19 protein-coding genes and 1 riboswitch are annotated in these 19,196 nt (G+C 63.8%); of the genes, 11 read left to right on the forward strand and 8 right to left on the reverse strand.

What is annotated here, in order from left to right; all coding sequences use genetic code 11:
* Positions 1-2: 2 nt before the first annotated feature.
* The 7 genes from ybgF to ybgC all read right to left on the reverse strand — a co-directional run bounded on the left by ybgF (position 3) and on the right by ybgC (position 5,398).
* Positions 3-761: a tol-pal system protein YbgF gene (gene ybgF / locus CLU92_RS00545; protein WP_101480280.1), complete on the reverse strand. Its 759-nt coding sequence runs from the start codon at positions 759-761 to the stop codon at positions 3-5.
* A 135-nt stretch (positions 762-896) separates the two neighbouring features.
* On the reverse strand, positions 897-1,418 hold the full coding sequence (gene pal / locus CLU92_RS00550; protein ID WP_101480281.1) for a peptidoglycan-associated lipoprotein Pal: 522 nt from the start codon (positions 1,416-1,418) through the stop codon (positions 897-899).
* Between the two features lie 43 nt (positions 1,419-1,461).
* On the reverse strand, positions 1,462-2,730 hold the full coding sequence (tolB, locus tag CLU92_RS00555) for a Tol-Pal system beta propeller repeat protein TolB (protein WP_373918887.1): 1,269 nt from the start codon (positions 2,728-2,730) through the stop codon (positions 1,462-1,464).
* 5 nt (positions 2,731-2,735) lie between these two features.
* A complete protein-coding gene (gene tolA, locus CLU92_RS00560; protein WP_101480283.1) occupies positions 2,736-3,755 on the reverse strand; it encodes a cell envelope integrity protein TolA in 1,020 nt (339 codons plus the stop codon).
* Positions 3,756-3,803: 48 nt separating this feature from the next.
* Entirely contained in the window at positions 3,804-4,244 is a 441-nt protein-coding gene (locus CLU92_RS00565) for an ExbD/TolR family protein (RefSeq protein WP_242428498.1), read from the reverse strand.
* Positions 4,245-4,259: 15 nt separating this feature from the next.
* Positions 4,260-4,949, reverse strand: a complete 690-nt coding sequence (gene tolQ, locus CLU92_RS00570) for a protein TolQ (protein WP_046682323.1) — start codon at positions 4,947-4,949, stop codon at positions 4,260-4,262.
* A gap of 47 nt (positions 4,950-4,996) precedes the next feature.
* A complete protein-coding gene (gene ybgC / locus CLU92_RS00575; RefSeq protein WP_101480284.1) occupies positions 4,997-5,398 on the reverse strand; it encodes a tol-pal system-associated acyl-CoA thioesterase in 402 nt (133 codons plus the stop codon).
* Between the two features lie 315 nt (positions 5,399-5,713).
* Positions 5,714-5,838, forward strand: a riboswitch (ZMP/ZTP riboswitch).
* 111 nt (positions 5,839-5,949) lie between these two features.
* Between ybgC and glyA the strand changes: the two genes are divergently transcribed.
* The 11 genes from glyA to CLU92_RS00630 all read left to right on the forward strand — a co-directional run bounded on the left by glyA (position 5,950) and on the right by CLU92_RS00630 (position 18,582).
* On the forward strand, positions 5,950-7,197 hold the full coding sequence (gene glyA / locus CLU92_RS00580) for a serine hydroxymethyltransferase (protein ID WP_101480285.1): 1,248 nt from the start codon (positions 5,950-5,952) through the stop codon (positions 7,195-7,197).
* Positions 7,198-7,342: 145 nt separating this feature from the next.
* Complete coding sequence (gene nrdR, locus CLU92_RS00585; protein WP_101480286.1) at positions 7,343-7,807, forward strand: transcriptional regulator NrdR; 465 nt, start codon at positions 7,343-7,345, stop codon at positions 7,805-7,807.
* Positions 7,808-8,028: 221 nt separating this feature from the next.
* The gene (gene pilV / locus CLU92_RS00590) at positions 8,029-8,613 is read left to right on the forward strand and encodes a type IV pilus modification protein PilV (protein WP_101480287.1); all 585 of its coding nucleotides are present in this window, start codon (positions 8,029-8,031) and stop codon (positions 8,611-8,613) included.
* Positions 8,610-9,578 carry a PilW family protein gene (locus CLU92_RS00595; RefSeq protein ID WP_101480288.1) on the forward strand — a complete coding sequence of 323 codons (969 nt, stop codon included), beginning with the start codon at positions 8,610-8,612 and terminating at the stop codon, positions 9,576-9,578. Before pilV ends, CLU92_RS00595 begins: the two co-directional genes overlap by 4 nt.
* A gap of 21 nt (positions 9,579-9,599) precedes the next feature.
* Positions 9,600-10,247, forward strand: coding sequence for a PilX N-terminal domain-containing pilus assembly protein (locus CLU92_RS00600; RefSeq protein ID WP_101480289.1), 648 nt, complete (start codon positions 9,600-9,602; stop codon positions 10,245-10,247).
* A 5-nt stretch (positions 10,248-10,252) separates the two neighbouring features.
* Positions 10,253-14,119, forward strand: a complete 3,867-nt coding sequence (locus CLU92_RS00605) for a pilus assembly protein (RefSeq protein WP_218973433.1) — start codon at positions 10,253-10,255, stop codon at positions 14,117-14,119.
* 84 nt (positions 14,120-14,203) lie between these two features.
* Positions 14,204-14,704, forward strand: a complete 501-nt coding sequence (locus tag CLU92_RS00610; RefSeq protein ID WP_101480291.1) for a type IV pilin protein — start codon at positions 14,204-14,206, stop codon at positions 14,702-14,704.
* Between the two features lie 3 nt (positions 14,705-14,707).
* Complete coding sequence (locus tag CLU92_RS00615; RefSeq protein WP_243858215.1) at positions 14,708-15,277, forward strand: GspH/FimT family pseudopilin; 570 nt, start codon at positions 14,708-14,710, stop codon at positions 15,275-15,277.
* A gap of 62 nt (positions 15,278-15,339) precedes the next feature.
* A complete protein-coding gene (gene ribD / locus CLU92_RS00620; RefSeq protein WP_180338612.1) occupies positions 15,340-16,413 on the forward strand; it encodes a bifunctional diaminohydroxyphosphoribosylaminopyrimidine deaminase/5-amino-6-(5-phosphoribosylamino)uracil reductase RibD in 1,074 nt (357 codons plus the stop codon).
* Positions 16,414-16,444: 31 nt separating this feature from the next.
* Entirely contained in the window at positions 16,445-17,080 is a 636-nt protein-coding gene (locus tag CLU92_RS00625) for a riboflavin synthase (RefSeq protein WP_101480294.1), read from the forward strand.
* A gap of 110 nt (positions 17,081-17,190) precedes the next feature.
* Positions 17,191-18,582 carry a hypothetical protein gene (locus tag CLU92_RS00630; RefSeq protein ID WP_101480295.1) on the forward strand — a complete coding sequence of 464 codons (1,392 nt, stop codon included), beginning with the start codon at positions 17,191-17,193 and terminating at the stop codon, positions 18,580-18,582.
* Here CLU92_RS00630 and CLU92_RS00635 read toward each other — a convergent pair.
* On the reverse strand, positions 18,579-19,004 hold the full coding sequence (locus CLU92_RS00635) for an OsmC family protein (protein ID WP_101480296.1): 426 nt from the start codon (positions 19,002-19,004) through the stop codon (positions 18,579-18,581). The genes CLU92_RS00630 and CLU92_RS00635 overlap by 4 nt on opposite strands.
* Between the last annotated feature and the right edge of the window lie 192 nt (positions 19,005-19,196).

The following is a 19,196-nucleotide window of genomic DNA, read 5'->3' on the forward strand; positions in this document are numbered from 1 at the left end:
TTTTACTTTTTGCCGCCCCGTTCCTTCGCTGCCTGGGCGGCGCTGGAGTCAGGGTAGCGCGAGATCAGGGCGTTCAGCGTCTTGGTCGCGTTCGACTTGTCTTTCAGCTCCGTGTAGCAGCTGGCGATGTTGAGCATGGCGTCGGGCGCCTTCGGGCTGTCCGGATAATGCTTCAGCACGGCCTGCTGGGCCGTGATGGCGCTCTTGCAGTCACGCTGGGCGTAATAGGCATTTCCCAGCCAGTATTGCGCGTTGGCCGCGTAGGCCGATTCCGGATAGCGTTTCACGAAGGCGTCCAGTGCCGTGACAGCGCCCTTGTAGTCGCCCGACTTGAACAGGCCGAACGCGGACTCATACGAGCTTTGCTCGGAGACGCCTACGGCCGCTTCCTGGCCATCGATGGTGACCTGGCGCGGCTCCAGCTTGCGCAGGCGCGCGTCGATGTCGGTGTAGAAATCCTTCTGGCGCTTTTGCGTGTTCGCCAGGTCGTTGCCCAGCACTTCGATCTGGCCGCGCAGGCGGGCGATCTCTTGCATGGTCTGGTCGTGCTGGTTGAGCAGGCTCAAGGTGCTGGTCTTGTCCGCCTTGGTGTCGATGCGGCCGTTCAGGTCGCGCGCCATGGCGTCCACCTTGGCGCGCAGCTCCAAGATGGCCTTGCGCGCTTCGTCGTCGTCGAACAGGGCGGCGTTGGCGTGCAGGGGCAGGTAGGCAAACGCGGCCATCAAGGCGGCGGCGACGCCGGCTTTCGAGAATGTCATCATGGGTCGGGCTTTCAAAGGTTACGCAAAACATGCAAACGGGGCGCCGGGCGGTGAATCACCGCGCTGCGCCCCATTATTATGCCTATGACTGGCCAGTTAGGTAAGCGTCAATGCTGCAGCGCTCACCCATGAACATCAATAAACGATGTCAGCGCGGCGGTTTTCAGCCCATGCTGCTTCGTTGCTGCCTTGTGCTTTAGGCTTTTCTTTGCCCAGCGACACGGCTTCCATTTGGCCTTCTGGCACGCCCAGGGCGGCCATCGACTTGCGCACGGCTTCAGCACGTTTCTGGCCCAGGGCCAGGTTGTACTCAGCGCCACCGCGTTCATCGGTGTTACCTTGGATCAGGATCTTGCGTGCCGGGGTTTTTACCAGGTAGGCGGCGTGGTTTTGCACGACTGGGGTGTCCGCTTCGCGCACGACGTATTTGTTGAAGTCGAAGTAGATGCTGCGGTTAGCCAGCACGCCTTTTGGATCGTCCAGTGGATCGACCGATGCGGTCGTTACTGGCTGAACTTGACGGGTGTCAACTGGAGCTGCGACTTTTTCAGGAGCGCGCTCAACCACTGGGGTCTCTGCGACTTTGACTGGGGTGCTGCAGGCGGACAGCAGGGCTGCGGTAGCGGCGATGAAAGCCAAACTTTTAAAGTTACTCATTTTTATTCTCCGGGTCATGGTTAAAGGTGAAACTGTACAGCATTTACTTCATAAAAGGACCCCAGGTGGGCTCCTTGATATTGCCAGCTTGCGTAGTCAAACGCTGTTTGACGCGGCCATCCACCGATACCACTGCCAGCGACTTGCGTCGTCCGGATTCGGTCGCGTACATGATATATTTCCCGTTGGGCGAAAAGCTCGGTGATTCGTCGTTGGCGGTGTCCGACAGACGCAGTTCCTGGCCACTAGCCAGGTCGAGCGCGTAGAGCTGGAAATTGCCGTCGCGACGGGAAATATAAGCGAGAGTCTTCCCATCGGATGAAATCCGCGGGCTGATGTTGTAGGAGCCGCCAAACGTCACGCGCTTGGCTTCGCCGCCGCTGACCGACATGCGATAGATTTGTGGTCCGCCGCTGCGATCGCTGGTGAAGTAAATGCTTTGTCCATCGGCCGAGAATTGCGGTTCCGTATCGATGCCGCTGCTGTTGCTGACGCGGCGCAAGCCGCTGCCGTCGGCATTGACGGTATAGACCTGGGTATGGCCATCGCGCGACAGGGCCACGGCAAGGCGCGAACCGTCCGGGCTCCAGGTGGGCGCAGAATTGCTGCCTTTTTCATTCGATACGATGGTGCGCTGGCGCGTCACCAGATTTTGCACGTAAACGATGGGCTTTTTCTTTTCAAACGACACATACGCCACCTTGGTGCCATCCGGCGACCACGATGGCGAAATGATAGGCTCATTCGAGCGCAGGGCGACCTGGATGCCTTCGCCATCGGCGTCGGCCACTTCCAGGCGGTATTCGCGGCCCGATTGCGTGACGTAGGCGATGCGCGTGGCGAATGCGCCTTTGACGCCCGTCAGCTTCTCATAGATGTCATCGGCAATTTTGTGCGCCAGCAGGCGGTTGAACTGCGGCGCGGCCGCGTTGTTCATGCTGGAGATCTGGGTGCCCTTGATGGTGTCGAACAGCTTGTAGCGCACGTCCAGGCGGCCATCGGCCATGCTTTGCACGGTGCCGGCTGCCAGCGCGTCTGCGCCGCGCGACTTCCATTGGTCGTAGCTGACGGGCGCCGTTTCCGACACGGGCGCATCGGCGTCGATCAGCTTGAACACGCCGCTGCGTGCAAGGTCGGCCTTGATGATGCCCGACAGCGATTGCGGCGCCGCCGATTCATTGACAAAGCTGGCGACAGCTACCGGGATCTGGTTGCTGCCGATCCCTGTAATCTCCACGCGCAGCTGCGCCTGGGCGCCAGAGGCTCCCAGCATCAGGCCGGCACAGAGCACGACATAGCTCATTTTTTTCATGGTCATCATTTAGGCAAATCCTTCATCTCGAATATGAGTTCAATCTCGCGTTCCACGGTGCCGTCTTTTTTCTTCGGCAGTGGCGACGATTTATTAATGGCGTTTTCCACCGAGCTGTCATACGCCGGCAGGCCGCTACTTTTAATCTTTCGGACCGAAATAATTTCCCCAGTTGGCAGTTGCTCGATCTTGAACACGGCGCGCGGGTTGCCCGGCACGTCCGTGCTACCGCTGTACGCGATATTGCTCTTGATCTTGCTCGTCAGGGCAGCGACATAGCCGCTGTCCTTGCGTGGCGCGGTCGCTTTCTCGGCCGTGCCCGTTGTGCCTGCGCCCGCCGCACCCGTGATGCGGCTCATTTCTGCGGCGCGTGCCTTGTCGGCGGCTTTTTTCTCTTCCGCCGCTTTCTTGGCTTTGGCGGCTTTTTCCGCCGCCGCTTTTTTATCGGACAGTTCTTTCTCGGCTTTTTCTTCCGCCGCTTTTTCTTTCTCTTTGGCTTCTTTGGCTTTCGCCAGTTTGTCGGCCTTTTCTTTTTCCAGTTTTTCAGCCTTGTCTTTTTCTTTCTGCTTCTGTTTCTCCAGTTCGCGCTTTTCTTCCTCGCGTTCCTTCAGTTCCTGCTTGCGGCGCTCTTCCGCTGCCGCTTTCTCTTTTTCTTCTTTCAGCTTGGCCTTCTTGCGTTCCAGGGCGATCTCCGCCTCGCGCAGGTCGACCTTCGGCTCGGGTGCTGCCACCGGCGGCGGTGGCGGCGGGGCCGGCTGTTCCACTTGCGGTTCCGGTGGCGGCGCCGGGGTCGGTTCCGGTTCCGTCGCCACGTCGGGCGGCGGCGCTGCCGTCTGCACTTTCAGGTCCCATACTTCCGCTTCGACGGCGACAGGTTCCGTATTTTGCCAGTGTACGCCCACCCACAGGAAAAACAGCAGGCCAAGGTGCATCGCCAGCGCCAGGCCCAGCGAGGGCCAGCGGCTGCGTTCGCGCGGCACGCTGTAGGGCTTGCCGAGTACATGGTCGATTTGTTTGGTCTGCAAAGTCTAGTCTATCTAAAAACGGTCAAGTCTGGAAACAGGATGCTGTGCTTACTTGGTGGCCAGGCCGACGCGGGTAATGCCCATTTTTTTCGCTTCCGAAATGAGCTGGATCACATCGTCGTACTTGCTTTCCTTGTCGCCCGCAATCATCACGGGATAGTCGGGATTGCTCTCGTGCAAACCGCGCAGCTTGCGCAGCAGGGCGTCGCGGTTCGGTTCCGTTTCCGGCGACAACTGTTCCTTGCCGATGACGCCGATCGACAGCGAACCATTCGGTTTGAGCACGATCTGGATATAGTCATCGGGCGGCTTCGCCGACCTTTCCGCGTTGGGCAAGTTCACCACGCTGGGATTGTTCGACGACGGCATGACCATGAAGATGATCAGCAGCACCAGCATCACGTCGATGTACGGCACGACGTTGATCTCGGACTTGAACTTGCGGCCACGGCCGCCGCGCATGCCGCCGCTATTGAATGAGGAACCCATGAACGCTGCTCCCTCTTAGCGCGACTGGCGCTGCAAGATGTTGGAGAATTCCTCGACGAAGCTCTCGAAACGGATCGCCAGGCGGTCGATGTCATGCGAAAAACGGTTGTAGGCGACGACGGCGGGAATTGCCGCGAACAGGCCGATGGCGGTGGCGATCAGCGCTTCGGCAATGCCGGGCGCGACGGCGGCCAGGGTGGCTTGCTGCACGTTGGCCAGGCCGCGGAAGGCGTTCATGATGCCCCAGACGGTACCGAGCAGGCCGATGTAGGGCGAGACGGAGCCGACGGAAGCGAGGAAGGCCAGATGCGATTCGAGCACGTCCATTTCACGCTGGAAGGCGGCGCGCATGGCGCGGCGGGCACCGTCGAGCACGGCGCCCACGTCCAGCGCTTCGCGCGAACCGTAGGATGCCTTGCCCTTGATGAATTCGCCCATGCCGGCGTCGAAGATGCGGGCCAGCGCGCCGCTCTGGTCGCGGTTGCCGCTGGCGTTTTGATGCAGCGCATGCAGGTTGCCGCCGGCCCAGAAGCTGCGTTCGAATTCGATGGTTTGCTTGCGCGCCTGGCGCACGGCAAACATCTTGCGGAAAATGTAGGTCCAGCTGGTCAGGGAAATCAGCAGCAGCAGGGCCATGATCAGTTGCACGATCAAATGGGCATTGGTGATGAGCGCGAGGAAAGAAAGATCTTGTGTAACGTTCATTGGCTGGCAGTCTGTTGGGTGAATTGTCCGGGGGTGGCGGGTAGGGCTCAGGCGGCGCGCATGCGGGCCGCCACTGCATCAGGCACGGCGCGCGGGCGCAATGCCGAGTCGACGCAGCCGATCTTGACGCGGGCCGTGTTCAGCAGGCGCTCGCCGCACCAGGCTTGTTGCAGGAAAACGATGGAGGCGCGCCCCATCTTTTCTATGCTTAAGGTTAATCTTACCGTGTCATCGAGCCTGGCTGGCGCATGATAGTCGGCGTTGACGCTTTTGACAACGAACATCGCGTCGTGCTGTTCCAGCAGCTCCTGCTGGCCCACGTCGATGGCGCGCAGCCATTCGGTACGCGCACGTTCGAAGAATTTCAGGTAATTTGCGTAATAGACGATGCCGCCGGCGTCGGTGTCTTCATAGTAGACACGTACGTTCCAGATAAAGACTGAAGGCATGTTTATTGCGCCAGTAGTGAGATTGAGCAACATTTTACGCGATTTTTCTTCTTGTGACGGTGGGCGCTTGCTGGAAAGCCATGCAAAAGCTGCATATAAGTTGCACCGCAGCATTGTAAATCGGGGGTGCATAATGGCAAGCTTCGTAACATACGCTTACATGCCGCAGCCAGGTTTAAGTTCAGCTTAAGAGCCGCAGGCAAGCCCCGGGGCGGTCTGTGGCCATGCCCGGGCTGCGATGGCGCGCGGCGATTATAGCTGCACGGTTGCATTCCTTGCTCAATTTGGGCACTTAACTTACAATTTGATTTCCATTACGTCTCACGTGACTGGCGAAAAGTCGGGCGATCTCCCTGGATGGTGATCGGCAAACCGGCGAAAGGTGGGCACCCACCGGGAAACGTGAGATTTTTCATCAGCCGTTCGCCTGGGTAGCCACTATGGAAAAGCACGAAGAGGCTGCCCGTCCAATGTTGTTATTCAATTAACGCCGGCTCCCCTCATTCGATCCAACCTGCCAGTACAAGCACCCTCATCCTTGGAGTTTTTACATGTTTGCAAAAGATCACACCCTCGCCAACGTCGACCCTGAATTGTTCGCCGTCATTCAAAAAGAGAACACGCGCCAGCACGACCACATCGAACTGATCGCGTCGGAGAACTACACATCGCCGGCCGTAATGGAAGCGCAAGGCTCGCAGCTGACGAATAAATATGCCGAAGGCTATCCAGGCAAGCGCTACTACGGTGGCTGCGAATACGTCGACGTGGCCGAGCAACTGGCCATCGACCGTGTAAAACAGCTGTTCGGCGCCGAATGCGCGAATGTGCAGCCGAACTCCGGCTCGCAGGCGAACCAAGGCGTGTTCTTTGCCGTGCTGAAACCAGGCGACCTGATCATGGGTATGTCGCTGGCCGAAGGCGGCCACCTGACCCACGGCATGCCGCTGAACATGTCCGGTAAATGGTTCGACGTCGTATCGTATGGCTTGACGGCGGAAGAAGACATCGACTACGAGGCTATGGAGCGCCTGGCCCGCGAACGCAAGCCCAAGCTGATCATCGCCGGCGCGTCGGCGTTCTCGAAAAAGATCGACTTCGAGCGTTTCGGCAAGATCGCCAAGGAAGTGGGCGCCTACTTCATGGTCGACATGGCCCACTACGCCGGCTTGATCGCCGCCGGCCTGTACCCGAATCCGGTGCCGTTCGCCGACTTCGTCACCTCGACCACGCATAAGTCCTTGCGCGGCCCTCGCGGCGGCATCATCCTGATGAAGGCTGAACACGAAAAAGCCATCAACTCGGCCATCTTCCCTGGCATTCAGGGCGGCCCGCTGATGCACGTGATCGCCGGCAAGGCCGTCGCCTTCAAGGAAGCGCTGAGCCCTGACTTCGTTGAATACCAGAAGCAAGTGGTCAAGAACGCCGACGTTCTGGCGAAAACCCTGATCAAGCGCGGCCTGCGCATCGTTTCCGGCGGCACCGAATCGCACGTCATGCTGGTCGACCTGCGCGCCAAGAACCTGACGGGCAAGGAAGCCGAAGCCATCCTCGGTTCCGCGCACATCACCTGCAACAAGAACGGCATCCCGAACGATCCGCAAAAACCTTTCGTCACCTCGGGCATCCGCCTGGGCAGCCCGGCGATGACGACGCGCGGTTTCAAGGAAGCGCAAGCGGAAGAAGTGGGCAACCTGATCGCCGACGTGCTGGACAATCCGCATGACGCCGCCACCATCGAGCGCGTGAAAGCGGCCGTGAAAGTGCTGGCCGATGCACACCCGGTGTACGCCGCGTAATTATTTGTCCAGAATGTGTCATACAGAGTAAGATTCTGTCTGACACATTCCAGTCGTGCCCAAGGGCGCCCGGAGTGATTCGGGCGCCCTTTCATTTAAGGGCGGCGATTTCCCGTAATTATTACTATAAAGTTGTAGCCAGCCCATGAAATGTCCATTTTGCCAGCACGGCGACACCCAGGTCCTCGATACGCGCGTATCGGAGGACGGGGATGCCATTCGGCGGCGCCGCCGTTGCGGTAAATGCGACAAGCGCTTCACCACCTACGAACGCATTGAACTTATCATGCCGGCCGTCGTCAAAAAGAATGGCAGCCGGACGGAGTTCGCTGCGGATAAGTTGCGCGGCAGTTTGATGCTGGCCTTGCGCAAGCGTCCCGTCGCGGCCGCCTCCGTGGATACGGCCATCGCTTCCATCCAGGAAAAATTGCTGACCAGCGGCTTGCGCGAAGTCGATTCCGGCTATATCGGCGAACTCGTCATGCAGGAACTCAAGCGCCTGGACAAGATCGCCTACATCCGCTTCGCCTCCGTCTACAAGAATTTCGAAGACCTGGCCGAGTTCCAGGATGCGATTGCCGAAGTGGGACAGGCGCGCGGCAAGCCCTGATGTCCCCTTTTTGAAAACGGGGCCGGTCCTGCGCCCCGTGTTCATCACGCCAGCGTTCGCCTGGCAAGCGATCCGATCAATCCCAACGCTGTTCTTCTCACCTTTTCGCCGTGCTGTTTGCGCTGGCGCAGACGCGGTTGTTTGCGCGCGCCTATCGTGTAAGTGGGCCGGGCGCCGGCGCGGCTCCCGTCCTGGTTACATTCTGTCGGCAGGAGAAGCTCATGCACAGTGGCACGCGTGGTCCCATGGATGGCAGCAGTCTTGTCGAGGTGCTGGTATCGCTGCTGCTGTTGGCGTTGGGCTTGCTGGGCGCCAGCATCCTGCAACTGAGTTCCCTGCGCGCGCGCCATGAGTCGGCGCTGTTGTCGGCGGGTGTGCAACTGGCCGCCGGCATGGCCGAACGCATGCGGGCGAACAGCGTGCTCATGCATGGCCCCGATGCGGGTAATCCCTACCTGAGCGTTGCCTACGCGGCGGAGGACGGCGCCGAGGCTGGCGGCGGCGCGCCCGGCTGCTTCGGCGCCGCCGTCTGCAGCGCGGCCGAGCTGGCGCAATTCGACATCGCCGAATGGAAACAGCAGCTGCAGTCGGCCTTGCCTGGCGCGCGGCTGCATATCTGCCGCGACCTTGCCGCGTGGGATGCCGCCGCCCAGGGTTTGCACTGGGCGTGCAGCGGCGGCAAGGGCGCGCCCATCGTCATCAAGCTGGGCTGGCGCGGCAGGCAGGCCGATGGATCACCCGCCGTGAATGCGGCAGGCGAATCGTTGCCCAGGCTGGCATTCCAGCTTGGGGGAGGCGGCGCATGAACACTGTCTTGCGCGGGCATCGAGGCATAAGCCTGCTTGAATTGCTGGTGGCCCTGTCGCTGGGCGCGCTGTTGATGCTGGCGGCCAGTACCGTGCTGCTGGCTTCCAGCGGCAGTTATGGTGAGCAGTCCGCCAGCGCGCGCCTGGATGACAATGGCCGCTATGCACTCGACACCATCGCCCGCGCCGTGCGCCAGACAGCGTATGTGAACTGGGACAGCAGCGCCGCGCCCGTCGCCCATGCGGATTACGACAGCGCGAGTATCGCCGGGCTCGACGCGCGTAGCCTGGGCAAGGACAGCGAAGGCATCAGCGGCGCGTTGCCCGACGCCGTGCAGGGCAGCGACGTGCTGGCCCTGCGCTATTACGGCGCCGGCAAGGAGGAGGGCGGCGACGGATCCGTGCTCAATTGCGCCGGCTTCGCCGTGGGCGCCGCGCAAACGGAGGCGCAGCGGGGCTGGAGCATTTTCTATGTGGCCCAGGGAGCCGATGGCGAAGGCGAGCTGCGTTGCAAATATCGCGGCGCGAACGGCTGGGGCGCGGACGCCATCATCCGCGGCGTCGACAGTTTCCAGGTGCTGTATGGCCTCGATACGGATACGCCACCCGACGGCGTGGCGAACCGCTATGTCAACGCCAGCGCGCTTGACTCCGACGATGCGGCGCTGGTACTGGCGGGCGCGGATGCGGCCGCGCGCCAGCGCGATTTTTACCGGCGCACGCACTGGAAGCGCGTGGCCAGCGTGCGCGTGGTGCTGCTGTTGCATGGCGAGGCGGGCCAGGTGGACAAGATGGCGGAACTGGGACCGGCGCAGTTCGACCTGTTCGGCAAGGCGTATGCCGAAGCGCACGGCGCCGGCGACACGGGCGTGCGCATCGCGCGCGCGGCCTTGCCCGCAGCAACGCGCTCCAGGCTGCGGCAACTGGTGCAGACAAGCATCATGCTGCGTAACGGGCCGGCATAGGCGGGCGCCACCGTGGCTTGCATGGGCGTCCGTTGTTGTCCTGGCTGCTACATTCCGGGCGCGCAAGGGCGTGGCGCCACCATGGTGTATGTGCTGTGCCTGCTTGTGATCATCTTGCTGCTGGGCATATCGGCGGCGCAGATGGCCTTGCAGGGCGAAAAGGCGGCACGCGGCGAGCGTGACCGGCAGATCGCGTTTCAGGCGGCGGAGGAGGCATTGGTGGATGCGCAAAACGATATCGAAGGCTTGCCTGGCGCGCCGGGCCGGGCAAGCCTCTTTGCGCCGGGCAGTGCGGCAGGGTTTGCCGCCGGCTGCGGCGAAGGGGGCGCACTGGGCCTGTGCCTGCCCGCGCCCGAGGATGCGCCGGCGCTCTGGCTGAGCATGGACCTCGATGGCGCGGACGCTGGAAGCCGTGCGGTACCGTATGGCCAGTTTACGGGCGCGGTCATGCAGACGGGGCAGGGTTTCCTGCCGTCGCGCCGGCCCCGCTACCTCATCGAACTGCTGCCGTTCCACCCTCCCGGCGCACAGGCAGCGGCAGTGGCCGGCGGCCTGGCCACGGAAAGCTATGTGTACCGCATCACGGCCATGGGGTTTGGCGCGCAGGAAAGCACGCAAGTCGTGCTGCAAAGCTACTACCGCAAAGAGGCGGCGGGAGCGGGGCCATGAGGGCTATGTGGTCTTTCTGCTTGATACTGCTGACTTGCCTGGCTAGTGGCGCCGCTGTCGCGGCCCAGCCGACGGTGACGCTGGCGCGGGCCGACGCGGGCTTGCAGGGCGCCAGAGTGCCGCCGAATCTGTTGCTTAACCTGTCCTTCACGCATGCGGCCGCTGCGGCTGCGTACGGCAGCGACTATGCGCCGCAGCGCGAGTACGCCGGTTACTTTCATGCGCGCATGTGCTACAGCTATCCGTACCGCAGCAAGGACGGCGTCATGCTGCCGGACTTGCGCGTAGCGACCGCTTACTTCTCCGTGCTGAAACCGGCCGATGCGCTGCACGGCTGCGGCGGCGATAGTTTCAGCGGCAACTTTCTCAACTGGGCCAGCGCCAGCATGCTCGACATCGTCCGTTACGCCCTGACGGGCGGCGACCGCGTCATTGACGAGGTGCGCAAGACGGTGCTGCAGCGCGCCTACCTGCCCGATGCCGACGGCCCCATCGACTATTTTGCCCATCCCACCTTTTTTCCCCGCAAGGTCTTGCATGCAGGCGTGGCGGCGGCGACGCCGTTTGCGCTGGCGCAACTGGCCATCGTGTCCTGCCGCAACCGCCTGCTGTTCGGCGATGCCAGCCTTGGCCAGCCCGCAGGTGGCAGTTGCGACGCGCCCGGCTTTGCTGCCACGCATGGCGTGTTTCTCGCGCGCGTGCGCGTTTGCGACGCCGATGAGGGGCCGCTGCGCGAGGATTTGTGCCTGGCATACGGCAAGAATTACAAGCCGGTGGGGGCCGTGCAGCGCCATGGCGGCAGGGTGCGCGTGGGCGTGTTTGGTCACTTGAACGGCACGCCCGCCAGCGCCGGTCCCGTGTATGGCGGCGTGCTGCGCGCGCCGCTGGCGCACGTTGGACGGCAGCGCTGGACGGCGCCCGACTATATGCCGCAAGACAACGCCGATGCCGAGTGGAATCCCGCCACTGGCGTCTATATGGCGCAGGCTGTGGCCCAGGGTGCGAGCCCTGGTGGCGGGGTGACCGCTTACATCAATGGCCTGGGCCGCAGTAATGCCGGGCACCCAGGTGCGTACGCCAGGGCGGCGCCGCTGGCTGAATTGCTGTATGAATCGCTGCGCTACTTGCAGGGGCGGCAAGCGAGTACCGCTGTGCCGCCTGCCAAGGCCGCGCCTGCCATCGATGAAGGCTTGCCGGTCGTGACGTATTGGAGCGACCCGCAATCGGCCAGCTGCCAGCGCCACATCGTCGTCAGCCTCGGCGATGCGGGCATGGCGGGCGACCGCTACGTGCCCGGCAATGTTCCGGCGACTCCCGCATCAAACGGCGACCGCGCACGCGCCGCCGATGGTTTTGCGCCGCCGCCGTTCGATGCGATGGCCTGGACGCATGCGGTGGGCAGCCTGGAAAGCAGTGGCGCGCAGGGTAATCCTGCGCCACGGACCGAACTGGCGGCACTGGAATTGCTGGCCGACGGGGCGGGCGGCGCCAGCTACCATGCTGCAGGGCTGGCCTACTGGTCGCATGTGCAGGCGCTGCGTCCTGGCGCCAGGAACGACGGCGTTGCAAAGGTCGAGCACTATGCGGGCGACTTGCGCCAGGGCGACCCCGCGGGCGTGTCCGCCGTCATGCCCGCCTCGACACCCTTGTTGCTGGTGGCCAAATATGGCGGCTTTCTCGATGCGAACGGCGACGCCAACCCCTACAAGAGCGCGACGGGCAACGCGCTGGAGGAGTGGAGCGTGGACGGCCGTTGGCCCTCACATTACTTGCCCGGCAGCGATCCGGCTGCCCTGATTGCGGGATTGCGGGCAGCTTTTGCGGCAGCCGACATGGGCAGCTTGCCGGCGACGCTGGCGGGGCCGGCCCTGATGGCCTTGGCCAGTGGCACGGAAGAGGCATACTGGTTCCAGACGCAGATGCGCCTGGCCGATGGCAGCATGAGCTTGTCGCGCACCGCGTTTGCCGTGGGTGCCGACGGCGCGCTGCTTCCCGGCAAACCAGGGTGGCGCGTTGGCGGCCAAGAGAAGTTGGTGCCGGATGGCACGCCCGTGTCCTTGCGTCCCGTCTACACGCTCGACGCCCGGGGCAGCCTGATGCCGCTGGCCTGGAACCGTCTCGACGCGGAACAGCGCGGCGCATTCGAAGGCGGCAATGGCCAGGCGGGCCAGGGAGAGGCGCGCCTGGCATATCTGCTGGGCAAGCGCACGCACGAGGTGGGCCAGCCGGGCGGCTTCCTGCGGCGCCGTTCAGGCAGCCTGGGTGCGGCGCCATATGGCAATCTGCTGTACGTGGGCGCGCCGGGGCTGGGCGTGCCGGGCGCCGGCTATGGCTTGCACCGCAAGTTGCTGCTGCAGCGTCGGAAAATGCTCTACCTGGGGGCCAACGATGGCTTGCTGCATGCGTTCGATGCGCGCACGGGCAGCGAATTGTTTGCCTATCTGCCGCAAGCGCTGCTGCACGCGGCGGCGGCCGCTGCGAGCACTCGCTACAGCCCCGGCCCGCTGCTCGATGGCGCGGCGGCCACGGCGGAAGTACAGGCATCGGGACGCTGGAAGACGGTGCTGGTGTCGGGCCTGGGTGGCGGAGCGCAAGGCGTGTTTGCGCTCGATATCACCGACCCGGCGCGCTTCGCGCAAGAAGGGGCGCTGTGGGAATTCACGGACCGCGACGACAAGCTGATGGGCAATGTGCGCGCGCCGCCCGCCTTTGCCCGTATCAATATGGGCGGCAAGGAGGGGGCGCCGGCTTTCCGCGATTTTGCCGTCGTCGCCAGCGGCTATAACAACCATGCGGACGACGGCAAGGACACGACGGCCCCCGCATCGGCCGCCGCCATCTTCCTGCTGGCGCTGGACAAGGCGCCTGGCACGCCCTGGCAATTGGGAAGTAATTACTTCCGGCTCAAGGTGCCCGTGGCCAGTGATGGCCATGGCGGCGATGCGGATGGGACGGTGGGCGCGGAAGCCGTGTCCCAGGCGCTGGGCCCGCCGGCCGTGGTGCCGGGCGCCGATGGCGAACAGGTTTATATCTATGCGGGAGATTTGCAGGGCAATATCTGGCGCCTCGGCATGGCTGGCGGGCCGCCGTGGAAGGAGGGACAGGCGCGCAAGCTGGTGTTTGTGGCGCGCGATGTGCAGGGCAGGCGCCAGCCCGTGACGCAGCGGCTGAATGTGGCGTATGCGCCCGGTGGCGGCTATGTGCTGCTGTTCGGCACGGGCAAGCTGGTCGAAGCGGCCGATACTTGGCCTTCCGCCTTTCTGCCGCAGTCGTTTTACGCCGTGCACGATGATTTGCGGGAGTCGTCCCACACACGCAGCCGGGCCGACCTGGAGCAGCGCAGCCTGGGCGAGGCGGTGGGCGGCGTGCGCGTCGACGGCGCCGAGTTGCGCTATACGGGCAGCGACGCCATGCGGGGCTGGTACCTCGATTTTCTCCATACCGCGCAGACGGGCGAACGCAGTGTCAACAGTCCCGTACTGGCTGCCGGCAAGGTGCTGTTCAATACCGTACTGCCGGGGCGCGACTCTTGCGTCAAGCCCGCCACGCGCCTGTATGTGCTCGATGTGCTGAGCGGTTTTGCCGCCGATGGCGCCGGTCTCGTGCAGGCGGGGGCACAGACAGGGCGCTTGTTCGATGGCCTGGCGCGCGCGCCGCCGCTGGCGTTGGAGCTGAACAGCACGGTGGGCGCCGTGACGGCGTCGGGGCGTGCCGAGGGGCGCAAGGAACTTGCCGTGCTGCAGCCTGGCTTGCCCGGCGCGGCCAGCGGGGTGGGGCTCAAGGTCGTCAGCGCGCCGCTGCCGGCCCGGCGCCTCAGCTGGCGGGAAGTGGCGAACTGGCGCGAATTGCACGAGGCGGCCAAGAAGAAATAGGCGCCGGCATGGCTGGCGTGCGGAAAGCTAAAGCGGTACTGGCTGGCGCAGCGGCTGGCACTTTTTTGGAGAGGGGGAGATCCCATGGGCGTGCTGGCAAGGCGGAATGAGCCCGCTGCAAACGGTGGCGCCCCTGCAGCCACCTTAGGCTTCAGCCTGATCGAACTGCTGGCCGCGCTGGCGATCATGAGCCTGCTGCTTGCGCTGGCCGTGCCCGCTTATCACGGCCATGTCGTGCGCGCCAAGCGGGTGCAGGGACAGGCGGCCCTGCTGCGGCTGATGCAGCAGCAGGAGCGCTATTATTCGCAAAACAATCACTATCTGGCCTTTTCTTCGGCGTCGCCGGCGACCCAGGCGCAAGCGTTTCCGTGGTGGTCCGGCGAAGGGGGGGCGCCCGGCAGCGCCTATGAAATCGAGGCGCTGGCCTGCCCCGGCTTGACGATCGGGCAATGCGTGCTGTTGCGGGCCATACCGGGCACGTCCAAGGTCGATGCGCGGTTCCAGGATGCCGATTGCGGCGTTCTCTCCTTGAACAGCACGGGCCAGCGCGGCAGCAGCGGTCCCGCCAGCCATTGCTGGCACTAGGCCATGGCCACGCATCAGCGCCCACGGTGGACAGGGCATACCTTGATCGAATTGCTGGCCGTGCTGGCGATGGCCGCGCTGCTGGCGGCCGCTGCCATGCCCGGCTTGCAGCATCTGCTGGCGCGCCAGCAGGTACGCGCGGCGGCCACGGACCTGTTTTCGGCCATCGAACTGACGCGGGCGCAGGCGATGGCGCGCAGACAGCGCGTACTGCTGATGCCGGCTGGACCAGGGGGCACGGACTGGGGCACGGGCTGGCTGGTCTTTATTGACCGCAATGCCAACCTGGCGTTCGACGACGGCGACGAATTGCTGTTTCGCCAGGGGCCGCTACCTGCAGGCATCACGGCGCAGTTCGCGTTTTCCTCGGCCACGGCGCCGTTTTATATCGCCTACAATGGCGCAGGACGCAGTTGCAGCGCGACCAATAGCCTGGCCGCGCGCTGGGGTACCTTGTCCCTGACTTTGGGAAAGCAGGTGCGCCATATTAAAATCAATATGCTGGGCAGGGTGCGTGTCTGTGACCCGCAGCAGCAAGCGGCCAATTGCAGCGGCGTGGCCGACAGTTCATAACCCGACTCACCTATCACTCACTATCAAAGAAGCCCGTGGAAATACTCAACGATATCGATGGCATGCGCCTGGCGCTGGAATGGGCTGCGCGCGGTTTATATACGACCTCGCCCAATCCCCGCATCGGCTGCGTGATCGTCAGGGATGGCCAGGTGATCGGCGCCGGCGTGACGCAGGCGGCGGGGCAGGATCATGCCGAGGTACAAGCCTTGGCGAATGCGGCTGCTCGCGGCAACGACGTGCGCGGCGCCACCGCTTACGTCACCCTGGAGCCGTGCAACCACCATGGCCGCACGCCGCCCTGCTCCGATGCGCTCGTGCGCGCAGGGCTGGGGCGTGTCGTGGCCGCCATGACGGACCCGAACCCGCTGGTGGCGGGGCAGGGGCTGGCCAAGCTGGAAGCGGCCGGCATCGCCGTCACCACGGGCGTGCTGGCTGACGAGGCGCATGAAATGAATATCGGCTTCTTTTCGCGCATGCAGCGTGGCAAGCCGTGGGTGCGCATGAAAACGGCGGCCAGCCTGGATGGCATGACGGCTTTGCACAACGGGCAAAGCCAGTGGATCACGGGGCCTGCAGCGCGTGCCGACGGCCATGCGTGGCGCGCGCGCGCCTGCGCCATCCTGACGGGCATCGGCACGGTCAAGGCGGACGATCCGCAATTGAACGTGCGCGCCGTCGAAACGCCGCGCCAGCCGCGCCGCATCGTCATCGACAGCCGGCTCGACATCAGCCTCGACGCGCGCATCTTGCAGGGCGGCGGCACCTGGATCGTGGCGGCCGTCGCCCATCCCGAGAAGGAAGCGCAGCTGCGCGCCCTGGGCGCGGAAGTCATCGTGCTGCCGAATGCGGCCGGCAAGGTCGACCTGGCCGCGCTGATGCTGGAACTGGGCCGCCGGCAATGCAATGAAGTCCACGTCGAGGCCGGCTCCAAGCTGAACGGCTCCTTGATCCGCGAAGGCTGCGTCGACGAGCTGCTGGTCTACCTGGCGCCCACCTTGCTGGGCGATGCGCAAGGCATGTTTGCCTTGCCCGCCTTGACGGATATCAAACAGCAGCGCACTTTGCAATTTCACCAGGTTCAGCAAGTGGGCGAAGATGTGCGTATCCTTGCCAGATTCGCCAAGCGCAATTAATACTTTCACACTTTTTATAGGGTATAGCTCCATGTTTACAGGAATTGTTGCCGCCATTGGCAAGATTGACACCGTGCAAGCACTCGAAGGCGGCCTCGATGCCGGCGTGCGCCTGACCATTCACGCGGGCGGCTTGCCGCTGGCCGACGTGGCCCTGGGCGATTCGATCGCCATCAATGGCGCCTGCATGACGGTGGTGGAAAAGTCGGACACGGGCTTTGCCGTCGATGTCTCGCGTGAAAGCCTCAATTGCACAGTGGGCCTCGATACGACCACGGAAGTGAACCTGGAAAAAGCCCTGACCCTGGCCGAGCGCCTGGGCGGCCACCTGGTTTCCGGCCACGTCGACGGCCTGGGCATCGTGCGCAAGTTCGAAGCCGTGGGCGAATCGTGGGAACTGGTCATCGAAGCACCGCACGAACTGGCGAAATACCTGGCCTTCAAAGGTTCCGTCGTCGTCAATGGCGTGTCCCTGACCGTCAACCGCGTGGAAGACCTGGGCGCGGGTGCCGTCAACGGCTGCCGCTTCTCGATCAACCTGATACCGCACACCATCGCCATGACGACCCTGAAACACTTGACGGTCGATGGCAAGGTCAACCTGGAAATCGACCTGATCGCCCGCTATGTCGAGCGCATGCTGTCGCTGGACAAGGCCGCCGCCTGACATGGCAGCGTAAAGGAGCAACACCCCCGTCGGCCTTTCGTCGTGCCAAGCGTGTGTTGCTTTTCTTCCAGACGCGCATACTATGAAGCTTTCCGCAGTGGAGGCTAGCCATGGACCCGATTTCGCGCGTAACCGTGCCCAATGCCATACCGGCGACGCCTCGCGTGGGCGGGATGGCACCGCTGGCGCCGGCGCAGCCTGTGCCGTCTTCCAGCGCGGCGGCGGCCCTGGCCATTCAGTCATCGACCCAGGTCGACCTCTCCCCGCTGGGCCAGTTCCTGTCCGGCGTGGCCTTGTCGCGCCGGCAACTGCTGGCCTTGCAGGGCGCCACCGAGCAGGCCGGCGCGGCAAATATCCCCGTCAACGTCAATGACGACTTGCTGGCGCTGGCGCGGCAGCTGACGGAATCGTTCACCCAGTTGCAAACGAGCGGCATCGATGCCAGCCAGCTGGCGACGGCTGGCGACACGACGGGCAGCCTGGCGCAGCGCTACGATTTGCTGTCGGGCGATGGCACGACGGGTGCGGCGGCCGCGCTGGCGCAGGACGGCGGCTTGCTCACGCAAGCACAGCTGGCCCGCATCGGCATCGATTTGCGCAATGAAGATGTCAATGCAGCAACTTTGCAAGCCGCATATGCGGCTGACAGTCATGCCACCCTGGACGCCTTGCAACAGGGAACGGACGTGCTGGCGCAGGTGGGCGCCATGCTGGCCCGGCAGCAGGGCGCGCCGCTGGCGGCCAGCGTCGAAGCGGATTTGGCGGGTGCCGCCGTGCCGGCGTATGCCGCGCAGGCCGTGGCTCAAGGGGTGCCGACGCAAACGGCTGCCATTGCACAACGACAACTGGAACTGCAGCAGCAGCTGGAGGCGGAAGAGCTGAACCTGGACTTGCAGGAATTGCGGCCCCCGCCGCAGGCGCAAGCCGCCACCGATGCAGCGCAATTGCTGCAGACGCAGCGCACGGACAAGCAGCGCGCCGATACCGCGCGCCTTGACGCCGAACGCCTGGACAGCGAACGCATCAATACAGATAAGCAGGCGCAGCAGCAGGAAGTTGCACGGGTGGACGATCTGCGCCAAGGACAAGTGCAGCAGCAGGGCTTGCAGCAGCGGGCGCAAGCGGCAGCGGATGATGCGGCGCGGGCCCAGCTGGCCGCAAGCGACGCGCAAATGGCGGCCCAGGCGGCCAGTGAGCGGGCGCAATCGCTGGCACGCGCAGCGCAAGTGCAAGCCGATGCGGGCCAGGCGACGGCGCAAGCCCAGCTGGCCCAGCAAAATGCGCAGGCGCAAGAGCTGGCCGCGCAAAACGCGGGCATGACTGTACCGCCGCCGTCAGCGCAAGATCCGTCGGTGGCGGCAGCCATCGCCGCCTATAACCTGAACAATGCAGCCCTGAATCCGGGCTTGATGAACCGGCCATTGCCGGCCAGCGACTCGCGCCTGCCACTGGTGGCGCCGGTGGCCGCCGTGGAACCCGTCAAGCCCGTGACTAAAATCTAGGGCAGCAGGCTGGCGTCCAGGGTAATGTTGGCTTTAAGTAACTTCGACACGGGGCAGCCGGCCTTGGCCTTCGCCGTCAATGCCTCGAATGTCGCCTGGTCGGCGCCCGGTATTTTTGCTTTCAGGATCAGGTGGACGGCCGTGATGGCAAAACCGTCGTCCCCCTTGTCGAGGGTCACTTCAGCCGTCGTCTCCATCTTTTCCGCCGTCAGGCCCGCTTCGCCCAGGATCAGCGACAGGGCCATGGTGAAGCAGCCCGCGTGGGCGGCGCCGATCAATTCTTCGGGATTGGTGCCGGGTTTGCCTTCGAAGCGGCTGGCAAAGCCGTAGGGATAGTCCTGCAAGGCGCCGCTGCGTGTGCTGATGGCGCCCTTGCCGTCCTTGATGCCGCCTGACCAGATGGCCGATCCGTTGGTTTTCATGTTGCCGCTCCTGTGTGGGTATCGCTGCGAGTGGGGTGTCAGCGCCGTGGTGGTGACTGGCTGATCTTATGCTCTTCGCAAGACTGATGGCGCGCGTTTTGCCGTCGCCGTGTGCGCTGGATCGGGGAAGCGGCGCTTTGCGGGGCAAGCAGGGCGGCGGCCTGCATATTGGTGTTGCTGGGCTGTCTTATT

Origin of the sequence: Janthinobacterium sp. 61, from assembly GCF_002846335.1 — a bacterium.
Classification (GTDB): Bacteria; Pseudomonadota; Gammaproteobacteria; order Burkholderiales; family Burkholderiaceae_D; genus Janthinobacterium.

Excerpts from the sequence above, each read along its gene's own strand:
- glyA (WP_101480285.1), top strand. The coding sequence starts at position 5,950 with ATGTTTGCAAAAGATCACACCCTCGCCAACGTCGACCCTGAATTGTTC.
- CLU92_RS00600 (WP_101480289.1), top strand. The coding sequence starts at position 9,600 with ATGGGCGTCCGTTGTTGTCCTGGCTGCTACATTCCGGGCGCGCAAGGG.
- CLU92_RS00605 (WP_218973433.1), top strand. The coding sequence starts at position 10,253 with ATGTGGTCTTTCTGCTTGATACTGCTGACTTGCCTGGCTAGTGGCGCC.
- CLU92_RS00625 (WP_101480294.1), top strand. The coding sequence starts at position 16,445 with ATGTTTACAGGAATTGTTGCCGCCATTGGCAAGATTGACACCGTGCAA.
- tolQ (WP_046682323.1), bottom strand. The coding sequence starts at position 4,949 with ATGAACGTTACACAAGATCTTTCTTTCCTCGCGCTCATCACCAATGCC.
- CLU92_RS00615 (WP_243858215.1), top strand. The coding sequence starts at position 14,708 with ATGGCCACGCATCAGCGCCCACGGTGGACAGGGCATACCTTGATCGAA.
- CLU92_RS00595 (WP_101480288.1), top strand. The coding sequence starts at position 8,610 with ATGAACACTGTCTTGCGCGGGCATCGAGGCATAAGCCTGCTTGAATTG.
- ybgC (WP_101480284.1), bottom strand. The coding sequence starts at position 5,398 with ATGCCTTCAGTCTTTATCTGGAACGTACGTGTCTACTATGAAGACACC.
- pilV (WP_101480287.1), top strand. The coding sequence starts at position 8,029 with ATGCACAGTGGCACGCGTGGTCCCATGGATGGCAGCAGTCTTGTCGAG.
- nrdR (WP_101480286.1), top strand. The coding sequence starts at position 7,343 with ATGAAATGTCCATTTTGCCAGCACGGCGACACCCAGGTCCTCGATACG.
- CLU92_RS00610 (WP_101480291.1), top strand. The coding sequence starts at position 14,204 with ATGGGCGTGCTGGCAAGGCGGAATGAGCCCGCTGCAAACGGTGGCGCC.
- pal (WP_101480281.1), bottom strand. The coding sequence starts at position 1,418 with ATGAGTAACTTTAAAAGTTTGGCTTTCATCGCCGCTACCGCAGCCCTG.
- CLU92_RS00635 (WP_101480296.1), bottom strand. The coding sequence starts at position 19,004 with ATGAAAACCAACGGATCGGCCATCTGGTCAGGCGGCATCAAGGACGGC.
- ribD (WP_180338612.1), top strand. The coding sequence starts at position 15,340 with ATGCGCCTGGCGCTGGAATGGGCTGCGCGCGGTTTATATACGACCTCG.
- CLU92_RS00630 (WP_101480295.1), top strand. The coding sequence starts at position 17,191 with ATGGACCCGATTTCGCGCGTAACCGTGCCCAATGCCATACCGGCGACG.
- CLU92_RS00565 (WP_242428498.1), bottom strand. The coding sequence starts at position 4,244 with ATGGGTTCCTCATTCAATAGCGGCGGCATGCGCGGCGGCCGTGGCCGC.
- tolB (WP_373918887.1), bottom strand. The coding sequence starts at position 2,730 with ATGAAAAAAATGAGCTATGTCGTGCTCTGTGCCGGCCTGATGCTGGGA.
- ybgF (WP_101480280.1), bottom strand. The coding sequence starts at position 761 with ATGATGACATTCTCGAAAGCCGGCGTCGCCGCCGCCTTGATGGCCGCG.